Here is a 13,685-nt window from a genome sequence, read left to right as displayed (position 1 = left end):
GCCTGCGACGACCCGGGCAGGGTTCGCGCACTGAACAGCCGTCACCGGTAAGACCCTCAGGACCCGTTGCGACCAACCCGCGTTCTTCGTGTGGTTCCCGTGTCGCAACGGGTCTCCTGTTGTCTCCCTATTTGTCATGCACGCGAACCTCGAGGTTCAGCGGGCGGACTGCCCGCGGGCGTGAGCTTCCCCTGTCGAAGAGACAAGCGAAGCAGGGGAGTTCGCCCGATGACCGGAGCAGTATCGCCCGACCGACGCCGCTTTCTGACCGCCGGTGCCGCCGTGCTCGGCGCCGCGGCCTCCGCCCAGCTGTGGCTGCCGAGCACGGCCCGGGCGGCCGAAACGCCGCTGCCCGACGGCGTGTTCAGCCTCGGCGTGGCGTCCGGCGACCCGCTGCCGGACGGCGTCGTGCTGTGGACGCGGCTCGCCCCCTACCCGCTGAACGGCGGAGGCATGCCCGACGCGGTGGTGCCGGTGCAGTGGGAGCTCGCCGAGGACGAGCGGTTCGGAAGGGTCGTCCGGCGGGGCACCGCCCAAGCCCAGCCCGCATACGGGCACAGCGTTCACGTCGATGTACGGGGACTGCGGGCGGGCCGCACCTACTGGTACCGCTTCCGCACCGGCGGACAGCTCTCCCGCACCGGCCGCACCCGCACCGCCCCCGCCCGGCACAGCTCCGGCGGCAACCTGAAGATCGCGCTCGCCTCCTGCCAGAACTGGCAGCACGGATACTTCACGCCGTACGCCGACATGCTGGCCCAGGATCCCGACGTGGTCCTCTTCGTCGGCGACTACATCTACGAGTCGACGCCGTCGGCGACGGCCGTACGACGTCACGAGGGCACCGGTGAGCCGTACAGCCTCACCCAGTACCGCAACCGGTACGCCCAGTACCGCACCGATCCCGACCTCGCGGCGATGCACGCGAACGCCCCCTTCGTGGTCACCTTCGACGACCACGAGGTCGACAACGACTTCGCCGGCGAGATCCCGCAGGACCCGGCCAAGCAGCCCCACGACGCGTTCGTGGCCCGGCTGACCGCGGCCTACCAGGCGTACTACGAGCACATGCCGGTGCGCGCGACGGCGGTCCCGAACGGCCCGCACATCCGGATGCACCGCCGCCTGGAGTTCGGGCGGCTGGCCCGGCTCAACGTGCTCGACACCCGGCAGTTCCGCAGCGACCAGGCCACCAGCCAGGCGGGCGCCCAGGACCCGTCGCTGACCATGCTCGGCGCCGGCCAGAAGCAGTGGCTGCTCGACGGGCTGCGGGACTCGCCCGCCCGCTGGAACCTGATCGCCTCCCAGATCATGATGGCCGAGACCGACCTCCAGGTCGGTGAGGGCAAGCTCTGGTTCTACGACGCCTGGGACGGCTACCAGGCCGAACGCAACGCGTTCCTCAAGGAGTTCAGGAACGTGCGCAACCCGGTCGTGCTCACCGGCGACCGGCACCTGACGATGATCAGCGACCTCAAGGAGGACTTCGCCGACCCGGACTCCGCCGTCGTCGGCGCCGAGTTCGTCGGCACCTCCGTCTCCAGCAACGGAGACCAGGACCAGACCGCCTTCCACCAGGAGTGGGACCCGCGCCTGCCGGACAACCCGCACTGGAAGCTGCTCGACGCCCACCGCGGCTACCACTTGCTGGACGTCCGCCGTGACGGCATCGACGCGCGGGTGAGGATCGTGGACACCGTGCTGAAGCCGCAGGCCACGCCCAGCACGCTGGCCCGGCTGCGGGTCGACGCGGGCCGGCCCGGTGTCCGGGTGGTGTGACAGCCACGTGCGACCAGGCCGTATGAAGCCTGTGTGACGGGAGCCTGGGACTCATCCGTGTCCCAGGTCTTCCTCAGCTCGGTCTCAGGAAGCCCTCTTACCGTCCTCTGACCATGGAGACGGACTGTACGAGACACGATGATCCGGTGAACGCGGGGATCCGCCCGCTGCCCGTCGGCACCCGGCTGCTGCACATAGGCCCGCACAAGACCGGCACGACCGCGATCCAGGGCGCGCTGTTCGCGGCGAAGGACGCGATGCCCGAGCACGGTGTCGTCTTCCCGGCCGCCACCAGGCACCCCATGGAAGCGGCCCTGGCCGCCTGCGCCCGCCCCGGCATGATGGGCGACACCCAGCCCACCGGGCGGCACTGGCAGCGCCTGGTGGACCAGGTGGACGCGACCGGCACGCGCACCTCGGTGATCAGCAGCGAGTTCTTCTCCGACGCCCCCGACGACGAGACCGTCGCCCGGGTCGTCCAGGAACTCGGCGGCGACCGGCTGCACGTCCTGATCACCCTGCGCCCGCTGGTGCGGATCATGCCCTCGCAGTGGCAGCAGTACGTGCAGAACGGCCTGCGCATGGGCTACGAGGACTGGCTGGAACACATGCTCAGGAAGGCCCCGTACGAGAAGCCCAACCCCAGCTTCTGGCGCCGCCACCGGCACGACCGGCTGGTGGAGCGCTGGGCCCGGGCGACCGGACCGGAGCGGGTCACCGTGGTCGTGGTCGACGACCGCGACCGGGACGGCCTGCCGCGCACCTTCGAGCAGCTCCTCGGACTGCCCGCGAATCTCCTGGAGCCGGTTCCGGACACGGCCAACCGTTCTCTTACTCTCGCCGAGACCGAAATGCTGCGGAATCTTAATGTGGAATTCCGCGGCAATGGACTCCCCGGACGAGCTTTATTCACAGCTCGTCCGATACGGCGCGGTGACGCACATGAAGAACACGTGCACTCCCGGTCCCGAAACCGTGAAGATCGGCACGCCCCGGTGGGCCGTCGAGGCCGCCGCCGCAATCGGCGCGGAGATGGCGGAGCGGATCGGCGGCACGGGCGTACGGGTCATCGGCGATCCGGGCCTGCTGTCCGCCGTGCCCGAGCCCGCCGGGGAGACGCCCGCGGAGCCGCTGATCGCGCCCGAGGTGGCGGCCCGGGCGCTCTACGGCGTGCTCGCCGCGGCCGCCGCGGCACCGGTCGGGCACACCGCGGCCGCGAAGGCGCGCACGGTTCACCAGACGTCCTCGAAGGAACTCGTGAGGGTGCTCGGGCACCGCTGCCTGAAGCGGCTTCGGCGCCACTGAGTCCCTGTGTAGTTACTCACAGCAATTCCTTGGAGTCCATGGAAAGGTGCCCCTCTATCACCAGGAGTGCAAGGTGAATCACAGGTTGCGCGCACATATGCGGTGGACGGCGCTCACCTTGCACTGCGGTAACCCCAAGTGGGACCATTTCCACGTTCCCTGTCGTCCCGAGGTAGGTCACCTGTGTCCCAGCACTTCGCCAAGCCCCGTACCACCGCAGTGATCCTGGCCGGTGGCACCGGCCAGCGGGTGGGTCTTTCGATCCCCAAGCAGCTGCTGAAGATCGCCGGCAAGGCAGTCATCGAGCACACCCTGACCACTTTCGAGAAGGCCGACTCGATCGACGACATCATCGTGCTGATGGCACCGGGCTACGTACCCGACATCGAGAAGATCGTCGCCAAGGCCGGGTTCAAGAAGGTCAAGAAGATCATCGAGGGGGGCGCCACCCGGAACGAGACGACCGAGCGCGCCATCGCCGCCCTGGGTGAAGGCCTGGCCGACGGCGAGGACGTGAACGTCCTGTTCCACGACGCCGTACGCCCCCTGCTGTCGCGGCGCGTCATCGACGACTGTGTCACGGCGCTCGAGCGCTTCCAGGCCGTCGACGTCGCCATCCCGTCCGCGGACACCATCATCGTCACGCGCACGCACGGCGACGACGGCGAGTTCATCACCGAGATCCCGGACCGCTCCCGCCTGCGCCGCGGCCAGACCCCGCAGGCCTTCAAGCTGTCCACGATCCGCCGCGCCTACGAGGTCGCCGCCGGCGACCCCAACTTCCAGGCCACGGACGACTGCTCGGTCGTGCTCAAGTACCTGCCGGACGTGCCGATCCACGTCGTCGCGGGCGACGAGTACAACATGAAGGTCACTCAGCCCGTCGACGTCTTCATCGCCGACAAGCTCTTCCAGCTGGCCTCCACCGCCACGCCCGAGCAGAAGAGTGAGGAGCTCTACCGCGAACTCCTCACCGGCAAGACGGTCGTCGTCTTCGGCGGCTCGTACGGCATCGGCAAGGACATCGCCGAACTCGCCGAGGCCTACGGCTCCAAGGTGTACGCGCTCGGCCGCTCCACCACCGGCACCCACGTGGAGAACCCGGAGGAGGTCGACGACGCGCTGTCCAAGGCGTACGCCGAGACCGGGCGCATCGACTACGTGGTCAACACCGCGGGCGTGCTGCGCATCGGCAAGCTGGCCGAGACCGACAACGCGACCATCGAGGAAGCGCTGAAGGTCAACTACCTGGCCCCGGTGCAGATCGCCCGCTCGTCGTACAAGTACCTCTCCGAGACCAAGGGCCAGCTGCTGCTGTACACCTCCAGCAGCTACACCCGCGGCCGTGCCGAGTACAGCCTCTACTCCTCCACCAAGGCCGCCATGGTGAACCTGACCCAGGCCCTGTCCGATGAGTGGGCCGGCGACGGCATCCGTGTCAACTGTGTCAATCCGGAGCGCACCGCCACGCCGATGCGCACCAAGGCCTTCGGTCAGGAGCCGGCGGGCAGCCTGCTCTCCTCCGAGGCCGTCGCCCGCACCTCGCTCGACGTGCTGCTGTCCGAACTGACCGGACACGTCATCGACGTCCGCCAGCAGGACCCGACCGCGTCCGCCGGACAGGCGACCGGTTTCGAGCAGGCGCTGGCCAGTGTCCTGGATCGTCAGGACGGCGTGGCATAATCAACATCAATTAGTCGTCTGTCATTCAGGCCTCTGTGGCTGCCCGTTCGCGGAGCATTCGCAGGGGCCTGAATCCGTAAAATTCCCGGATCGTGCACAAGCTTTTTTCCGGATTTTTTCGACTTTTACAAACCGGCCCCCCTCCAAGAGCAGGTTCCTCCGTGATAAGCACCGCTATTCGCGTCGCCCGGGTGGGCAGCGCGGCAGAGCTGGCCGCGGCGGCCCTCATGATCCTGGGCTACCCCGCCCTCATGCTGGCCGCGCTCGTCCCGAGCGTCCCCGCCTTCGCGGCCGCGACCGCCGTGACGTACCTGGCGGACCACTATCTGCACCGCAAGGGCAGCTATCTCATCAACCGCCTCAGCAAGGTGCGAGCAGGCCTGTCGATCCGCTTCCTGATCAGACAGCTCCTGCTGATCCTGCTGCTGGCCCGCCTCTCCCTCTCGGACGGCCTGGTCTTCTACGGAGCGACCGCCTGCTTCATCGCGTTCTACGGTCTCCAGGCCCCGCACGGCGCGCTGGTCACCCTGATCCGCAACCGCCGCCGGATGCCGGTCGCCACCCGCAACGTCGACCTGGCCTCGCGCGTGCGCATCCCGGACGCTCCGCCGCAGCGCCTGCTGAACCGCTCGGCCGAGAAGATGCTCCACCTCGACCTCGCGGCCGTGATCGGCATACTCGTCTCCGCCGCCCTGGACTCCGCCCTCGCCGGTTTCATCGGCATCGGCGTCACGCTGGTCCTGGGCTCCCTGTACGTCGCGGCGCTGCTGCCGTACGTCCGCGGCCGGAAGATCCCGCCCACCGCCGAGAAGGTGCTGGCAGCGGTCGACGACTGGCTGCGCGAGTACCGGCCGGAGACGGTGCTGTACTTCTCCGGCTCCAAGGACTCGGTGTACCAGGTCAACATGTGGCTGGAGACCATGGAGCAGCTGGACTCCAAGCCGCTGATCATCCTGCGTGAGCGGGTCATCCTGGCCAATCTGGCGCCCACCACGGTCCCCGTCGTCTGCGTGCCCGGAGGGGTGCACCTGATGAACATGGACCTGTCCAACGTGCGCGTCGCGCTGTACGCGGCGAACGTCGGCAAGAACATCCACCTGCTGCGCGTGCCGACCATGAAGCACGTCTTCATCGGCCACGGCGACAGCGACAAGCTGGCCAGCGTGAACCCGTTCAGCAAGGTGTACGACGAGGTGTGGACCGCCGGCCGCGCGGGCCGCGACCGCTACGCCATCGCCGACGTCGGTGTCCGCGACGAGGACATCGTCGAGGTCGGCCGCCCGCAGCTGGCGCCGATCCGGACCTGGCAGGGCGCGTCGGAGGGTCCCGGCGGCGACGCCGCCGACGGACACTGCCCCACGGTGCTGTACGCGCCCACCTGGGAGGGCTGGGACAACAACCCGGGCAACACCTCGCTCGTCCTCGCCGGCGAGAACATCGTGAAGAAGCTGGTGAAGGCCGACCCGCCGGTACGCGTCCTGTACAAGCCGCACCCGTTCACCGGCACCGTCAGCGCCGAGGCCGGTGCCGCGCACCGGCGGATCACCTCCCTGGTCGGGAAGGCGGCCGCCGCGCGCGCCGCCGACCCGCGCTTCACGGCCGACGCCGCGGCCCAGGCGCAGGCCAAGGCGGAACTGGCCCGGATCGAGGCCCGGATCGCCGAGCTGGTCGGCAACGGCGGCGAGAAGGGCGACGAGGCCGAGGCCACCCGCGACGGCCTGGTCGACGTCAAGAAGCACGAGGGGATCGCCCGGCTGCGGGCCGAGTGGAACGACGCGTACTGGCGTTCCTTCCCCGGCTGGGAGCACCGGGTGGTCACGGGCGCCGAGCCGCGCCTGTACGACTGCTTCAACGTCTCCGACGCGATGGTCTCCGACATCTCCAGCGTCGTCTCCGACTTCATCGCGAGTGGCAAGCCGTACGCGGTCACGGACTCCGCCGAACTCGGCGTGGAGGAGTTCAAGCGGCAGAACACCGCCGTACGCGCCGCGGTGATCCTGTCCAACAGCGCGGCCGAGCTGGGTGCGCTGCTCGACGCGGTCCGCGACCCCGCGGCCGACCCGCTGGCCGAGGACCGCAGCGAGCTGAAGCAGTACCTGCTGGGTCCGGACGAGCCGACGTCCATCGAGCAGTTCAACACCGCGGTGGCCAAGCTCGCGATCAAGGCCGAGACGCGCAACGCCGGCCAGGAGCGGGCGGCGACCGGAGCGGCGGAGGCCGCGGAGGCCGAGGCGGAGCTGGCGAACGCGGTGCCCGCGCCGGGCACGTCGCCGGCCGGCGAGGCGGACGGTCTGACGGCGTGACCGTGCGCTGACGGCGCCCTTGCCGAAAGGGCCCGGTTTTCGAGGGAGTGATCCTCGAAAACCGGGCCCTTTCGCGTATGTCCTGGTGTGCGCGTCGGTACGGGGACCGATGCGTGTGAGCTGGCTCACGAAACGGTGATGCCGAGGCAACCGCTTGCCGAGGCCGCCCGTCTATCAAGTAGCCAATGAGGCGATACGGGGGAAATGTTCCATGCATAGGGGGAAGTGTGACCGTGACGCAGCCTGATGTGAGCGTGATCATCGGGGCGTACGAAGCGATGCCGTACCTGGTCGACTGCCTCGCGTCCGTGGAGGCGCAGACCATCGGCCCGGAACGCATCGAGGTCATCGCGGTCGACGACGGTTCGACGGACGGGACCGGGGAGTACCTGGAGGAGTTCGCGGCCCGCGCGGCCATGCCGGTCACGGTGATCCGGCAGGACAACTCCGGCGGCCCCAGCGGCCCGCGCAACGTCGGCCTCGGCAAGGCCGCCGGGCGCTACGTCTTCTTCCTCGACGCCGACGACCGGCTCGGCCCCGAGGCCCTGCGGAGCATGGTCGCCATGGCCGACGAGAACGGCACGGACGTCGTCCTCGGCAAGGTCGAGGGCGTCAACCGGTCCGCGCCGAAGTCGATGTGGGGCAGCTCGGTGGGGCGCACCGACGTCTTCTCCTCCAACATCAAGTTCACCCTGAGCGCGCAGAAGCTGTTCCGGCGCAGCCTGCTGGAACGTCACGGCATGCACTTCGACGAGTCCCTGTGGACCGGCGAGGACGCCCTGTTCACGCTGGAGGCCTATCTGCGCGCGGACGGCGTCTCCGTGGTCGCCGACCACACCTGCTACTACCTGGTGGGCCGGGAGGACGGCAAGCACGTGACGAAGAGCGGCGGTTACGCCCTGCGCTTCGACTCCGCGCGAGCCCTGATGACGTTGATCGCCGACATGCTCCCGCCGGGCCCGAAGCGGGACGTGCTCATGGTCCGGCCCTTCCTCGTCACGCTGCTGCCGCAGTTCGGCCCCCGGTACCTCAAGGACGGCGAAGAGGTCCGGCGGCACAAGTTCGAACTGGCGAGGCCGCTGATGGACGCCTACTGGAACGAGAACGTGGCCCGCCGTCTCAGAGTCCACGAGCGGCTGCGGCTGCACCTGGTCGCCGCCGGGCGGCCCGACCTGCTCAAGGAGGTCGTGGAGTTCGTGCGGGCGAAGAAGGAGGCGTCGGCCGTCCTGGAGAAGAAGGGCCGCCGCCTCTACCTCGCCTACCCCCACTTCCGCGACCCCTCGGCCGGCATACCCGACGCGGTCTACCTCGCCGACGCCCGCGAGGCGCGCACCTTCCCGGGCTATCGCGAGGGCACCGTCGACAGGTTCGTGCAGCGGGCGGCACGCAAGGTGCGGCAGGTGCTGCCGGCCCGGGAGGGCGCGCCGGGCGGGCGGGCCGCGGCGGCCTGATCCCCCGGGCAGGTCACACGGACGGTGTGGCGGGCCAGGCGACGGTCTCGTGCCGCTGCCCCGGAAGTTCCGACGCCAGCCGGGCTGCCATCCGCACCTGGTGCCGCCGCGCCGCCGCACACAGCTCCCGGGCGGCCTTGCTGAAGAGCACCTGTGAGGCCGGCTCGTCCGGTCCCAGCAGGTACCGCTTCAACTCGGCGCGGGCCTCGGCGAGTTCGTCCATCTCCGGATGCCGTACGGCCGCCAGCAGCCCCGGCACCCCACCCGCGTCCGGTGCCAGCACGGTCGCCGCCCGTACCGTCGGGAAGGTCTCGCGGAACGTCTCCTCCGGCAGCCCGCTGGTGTTGGCCACCGCGTACGGCTTCCCGCTCGCCAGGAAGTCGCTGACCACGCTCGACACGTCACTGACCAGCAGATCGGCGCGGTTGAAGCAGGCGTACAGCGCGGGCCTGACGTCCGTCACGACCTGGTGCTCCCACTCCGGCAGCGAGGCCCAGTACGCCTCCTCCCAGGCCTCCGTCGCCCGCGCCACCGCCTCGGCCCGCCCCGGCTCGGGCGTGGACTGCAGCAGCATCCGCTCGACCTGGTCGGCGGCGGACCGGCAGTCGGTCGAGATGAGGGCGTCCAACTCCTTCGTACGACGAGCCAGTTCGCCGTCGTCGACGGGCCGGGCGCCGGTCCGCTCCCGGTTCGCCGCCCGGACCAGCTCACGGATGCGCAGGTCCGCCTCCCCGGCACGCGGATCCACGGATCCCGTCAGCGGGTGCGGCTTGTACAGCAGCCGTACGCCCGGATCGGCGAGCAGCGCCCGTACGAGGTTCTCGCCGGCCTGGATCACCGACGTGTTGCCGGGGTTGCCGTCCCAGCCCTCCCAGGTGGGCGCGTACAGGACGGTGACGTACGGCCCCGTCGGCGGGCCCGCGTACGGCCGTACGGCGTCCAGCTGCGGGCGGCCGATCTCCACCACGTCCTTGTCCTCGACGCCGACCTCGGCCAGCGCGTAGCGCTCGCGCGCCGCCGGACCGGCCACCCACACCTCGTCGTACGCCTTCGCGTACGGGTTGCACGAGGACAGCTTGTCGCTCTCGCCGTGGTTGACGAAGGTGTGCTTGAGGGTGGGGATGCGCAGGGCCTGGGAGGTCTTGCCGGAGTTTGAGGGGTGCACGAGGACCTGGAGCGTGGACTGCTCCAGGCGCATCAGCGTGGACACCTTCGGCAGGCAGACGATCGGCACATCGGTCGCGGCGATCTTCTGCACCATGAAGCGTTCCCGCAGCACGATCAGCGGACGGCCCTCCAGCTGCGCGAGCGGCTCCAGCCACATGTTCGCCTGGTACGCCGAGGAGGCGCCGCCGGAGAAGTAGAGGCCGATGGTCGGCCGGTACTCGGCCAGCCATGCGTCGAACCAGTCGACCGCCTCCTGCTCGCCCACCGGACGGCGGCTCGGCAGCAGCCGTACCAGAAGGTCGAACAGGCCCATCACCGCGAGCCCGAGGGACAGGGCGATCCCCAGGGCCGCGCAGCGCAGGTCGTCGGTGGCCACCGTGGCCAGCAGGCCGGCCGTGGACGGCAGACCGAAGACCAGCAGGCGGTGGCCGGGGCGGCGCAGCAGGACGGGCGGGGCCGTGGACAGGCGCAGCGCGGAGGCGTCGATGTTGCGGGTGACCACCGGCAGGGTGCGGGTGCGGCGGACCAGGACGGAGAGCGCCTGGATCGCGCAGTGCAGCGCGTAGAAGGCGAGCAGACCGGCGACGAGCGGGGCGTAGACCGTCTCCCGGTTCTGCTCGCCCAGCCGCAGCAGACCGAAGACCAGCAGCAGGTCGCGCAGCACGTGCCGGACGGTGAGGTCGGCGTGCGACTTGGCGAGCACCGTCACCATGCCGCGCTGCCACCGGTGCAGCGCGCCCTCCGCCGCCACCGAGGCGACGGTCGCGACGAGCAGCAGCGGAAGGTGGGGGAGGAGCGCCCCGACGGCCTGGACGGTGAAGGCGGCCGCGAACAGGGCGGTGAGCAGCGCGCGGGGCGCGTGCCGGCGGAGGAGGAGCCCGGTCGGGGTCGTCAACCGGGCGCGGAACAGCCCGGCGAGCCGCCGACGGGGGCGTTCCGCCGTCGCCCGGCGAAGCCGGAGCCTCGCCATGCGGCGGCGGGGGAGGGGTTCAGACACTGCGGTCACTCCAAGGTTCGGCGCAGGACGTCGTGCGCCCGGGTTAACGCCCGTCGACCACCGGACGACACGCACGTGTCCGACAGCCCTGGAGTGACGCGGGGCGCGCTACGCCCGCCCCGCCCCGATCACCTTCCGGATCGGCCTGCCCACCATCCGCCGCGCCCGCCGGTACACCGATGTCGGGGCTCCGGTCGCCGTCGCCCCCGACCTGGCTCGCGCCAGTTCCCGCTTCAACGTGTCGTTGTCCTTGGCGAGTTCGTCGATACGGCTGTGCAGCCAGCCGAAGCGCGTGGTGAGCGAGGTGAGATCCGTGTCGTTCCAGGGGCGGATGCCGGCCGGGAAGGACAGCGAGCGCATGCGGTCGTCGAAGGAGGTGCCGCCGTCGCCGTGCGTGAAGGTGTTCTGCAGGTCGTTGCGGTCGAGGAACTCGGTGAACCGCTCGAAGCGCTCGTGGTGGCCGCTGACCAGACCCGTGAAGTCGGCCTCCTCGTACAACCGCGCCGGGTCCAGGTCGGCGGGCAGCTTGTTGATGAGGCGGTGCGGGATCTCGAAGTAGCGGCACAGCTCGAGCGTCCGTGAGTCACCGCACAGCACGGTCGCGGGCGTGCCCGCCAGCAGGGCGGCGATGTTGCCGTGGATGCGGGAGCCGAAGGAGAAGTCGAAGGCGCGCAGGTCGTCGATCCAGGTGACGGGGTCGACGTAGACGCGGACCTTGTCCTCCCCGTACATCGGGTGGTCGGGGTGCGTCGGCATCGACGTCACCCGGCCGTTCGCGTCGGACAGGTCCCGCCAGTGCAACTGCCGTGCGTCACTGATGTTCTGGCCGATGAAGCGCAGGTGCGGATAGCGCTCGTGGGCACGGCGGATGATCCGGTCCAGGCCCTGCTTCTGCACCGCGTTGTGCGAACCGTTGACCGCGATGCGGGAGTCGGCGGTCAGCGCCGGCACCCGCTTCTCCACGGCGAGTTCCTTGCCGTCTAGGAACAGCGACGGACAGCCGATCACCTCGACGTCCCGGAATCCCATGTCGTTCAGGTACTTCTCGGTGAACTCGCCCCGCACCCCGATCGAGGCGCTGCGGTCGAGCACCGCGGAGACGAACGCGCGCACCGACGGCTCCATGGCCTTCAGCCGTGCCGGGTTGTAGTCGAGCCCGGACTGCGCGCCGACGCCGACCACCACGACCGGGATCCGCAGCTTGCCGATCAGCCGGGTCAGCCGCTTCAACTGCGTCTCGAACGACGGCCGGAAGGCGTTCGCCAGCGGGACGACGAAGGCGTCGAACTCCTCGTTGATCCGTCCGGCCGCGGCCACCTCGGTCCTGATCCCGTTGGAGACGACCTCGGTCCCCGGTACCTCGAGAATCTTGTGGGTGGCGTCACTGAAGATCAGGTTGCCGGAGTTGGTGGCGATGACGTCCTGATCCAGGGCCTCCTCGACGGGGACGACATCGTAGGGGCTCTTGCCCGACCTCAGGAGTATCCGCTTCGAGCGGCGAACATTGTGCGACACAATCTTCACTGTAAGTTTTGCCAGACTTTAATTTCTACAAGCAACCGGCACAACCTTTTTGCCGTATGCGAAGCGTGAGCGACGGGAGCAAACAGTGACGCGGGCGGTCCGGTGACGCGTCCCGGGGGCTGGACCGACGCGCGCCGCCCGCCCCCGTTCGCGTAGATTGCGCAGCAGCCGAGGTGCGAGGGGACGGAACGCAAGGTGGCAGGGGCAAGGCAGGCTGTGAACGAGGCCCGCAGGATCGTCGTCAAGGTGGGTTCCTCGTCGCTGACCACCGCCTCGGGCGGCCTGGACGCCGACCGGGTCGACGCGCTCGTCGACGTCCTCGCCAAGAGCCGCAGTGGCGGTGAGAAGGAGATCGTCCTCGTCTCCTCCGGCGCCATCGCCGCAGGTCTGGCCCCGCTGGGGCTGCGCCGCCGTCCCAGGGACCTGGCCCGCCAGCAGGCCGCCGCCAGCGTCGGCCAGGGGCTGCTCGTCGCGCGCTACACCGCCTCCTTCGCCCGCTACGGCGTGCGCGTCGGCCAGGTGCTGCTGACCTCCGACGACATGAGCCGGCGTGCCCACCACCGCAACGCCTCCCGCACCCTCGACAAGCTGATCGCCATGGGCGCGCTCCCGATCGTCAACGAGAACGACACCGTCGCCACCGACGAGATCCGCTTCGGGGACAACGACCGGCTCGCCGCGCTCGTCGCCCACCTCGTCCACGCCGATCTGCTGGTGCTGCTGTCCGACATCGACGGCGTGTACGACGGCGACCCCAGCAAGCCGGGCACCTCGCGGATAGCGGAGGTGCACAGGCCCGCCGACCTCTCCGGGGTGGACATCGGCAGCGCCGGCAAGGCGGGCGTCGGCACCGGCGGCATGGTCACCAAGGTCGAGGCGGCCCGGATCGCGGCCGCCGCCGGCATCCCCGTCGTGCTCACCAGCACCGTCCACGCCGCCGACGCGCTGTCCGGCGGCGACACCGGCACCTACTTCCACCCCGCCGACAAGCGCTCCGCCGACCGGATGCTGTGGCTCCAGCACGCGTCCACCCCGCAGGGCTCGCTGACCCTGGACGACGGGGCGGTACGGGCCGTCGTGGACCGGCGCAAGTCGCTGCTGCCGGCCGGGATCGCCTCCGTCGAGGGCGAGTTCACCGCGGGCGACCCCGTCGAACTGCGGGACGGCGAGGGGCACGCGGTGGCCCGCGGACTGGTCAATTTCGACGCCAAGGAGATTCCCCGGCTGATCGGCCGCTCCACCCGGGAACTCGCCCGGGAGCTGGGACCGGCGTACGAGCGCGAGGTCGTGCACCGGGACGATCTGGTGATCCTGCACCCCTGAGAACCGGGCTGCCGCACCCGAAGAGGAGGGCGTCACACCCCGACGCGGGGTCGTCGCATCCGAAAACACGCACATCGCACCTGAAAACGCGCACATCGCATCCGAAAACACGGAATCGCACCCGAAAACTTGGGCGTCGCGTCCGAAAACGGG

At 69.9% G+C, this 13,685-nt stretch carries 7 protein-coding genes and 1 pseudogene; 6 read left to right on the top strand and 2 right to left on the bottom strand.

All coding sequences use genetic code 11. The annotated features are described in order from the left end of the window. Positions 1–228: 228 nt before the first annotated feature. The 5 genes and pseudogenes from KUM49_RS29120 (at position 229) to KUM49_RS29100 (ending at position 8,521) form a co-directional block, all read left to right on the top strand. Positions 229–1,779: an alkaline phosphatase gene (locus tag KUM49_RS29120; RefSeq protein WP_217239941.1), complete on the top strand. Its 1,551-nt coding sequence runs from the start codon at positions 229–231 to the stop codon at positions 1,777–1,779. A gap of 113 nt (positions 1,780–1,892) precedes the next feature. Next, a pseudogene (locus tag KUM49_RS50790) lies at positions 1,893–3,084 on the top strand (hypothetical protein). Positions 3,085–3,267: 183 nt separating this feature from the next. Beyond that, on the top strand, positions 3,268–4,767 hold the full coding sequence (locus KUM49_RS29110) for a bifunctional cytidylyltransferase/SDR family oxidoreductase (protein WP_217239940.1): 1,500 nt from the start codon (positions 3,268–3,270) through the stop codon (positions 4,765–4,767). Positions 4,768–4,958: 191 nt separating this feature from the next. Continuing rightward, positions 4,959–7,070 (top strand): hypothetical protein, encoded by a 2,112-nt coding sequence (locus KUM49_RS29105; RefSeq protein ID WP_217239977.1) that lies wholly within the window; start codon positions 4,959–4,961, stop codon positions 7,068–7,070. Positions 7,071–7,297: 227 nt separating this feature from the next. Further along, complete coding sequence (locus tag KUM49_RS29100; protein ID WP_217239939.1) at positions 7,298–8,521, top strand: glycosyltransferase family 2 protein; 1,224 nt, start codon at positions 7,298–7,300, stop codon at positions 8,519–8,521. Between the two features lie 13 nt (positions 8,522–8,534). On the opposite strand, the gene KUM49_RS29095 is transcribed toward KUM49_RS29100, so the two are convergent. Next, a complete protein-coding gene (locus tag KUM49_RS29095; RefSeq protein WP_254401954.1) occupies positions 8,535–10,658 on the bottom strand; it encodes a CDP-glycerol glycerophosphotransferase family protein in 2,124 nt (707 codons plus the stop codon). A 135-nt stretch (positions 10,659–10,793) separates the two neighbouring features. Continuing rightward, positions 10,794–12,200 (bottom strand): polysaccharide pyruvyl transferase family protein, encoded by a 1,407-nt coding sequence (locus tag KUM49_RS29090; protein ID WP_217239938.1) that lies wholly within the window; start codon positions 12,198–12,200, stop codon positions 10,794–10,796. A gap of 225 nt (positions 12,201–12,425) precedes the next feature. Here KUM49_RS29090 and proB point away from each other — a divergent pair, with 225 nt between their 5' ends. Continuing rightward, entirely contained in the window at positions 12,426–13,532 is a 1,107-nt protein-coding gene (proB, locus tag KUM49_RS29085; RefSeq protein WP_217239937.1) for a glutamate 5-kinase, read from the top strand. Positions 13,533–13,685: the final 153 nt, after the last annotated feature.

It is taken from the genome of Streptomyces sp. AC555_RSS877, assembly GCF_019049245.1.
Taxonomy (GTDB): domain Bacteria; phylum Actinomycetota; class Actinomycetes; order Streptomycetales; family Streptomycetaceae; genus Streptomyces.
Note: the sequence above shows the minus strand (reverse complement) of the source record. Positions and strands in the feature narration are given on the sequence as shown.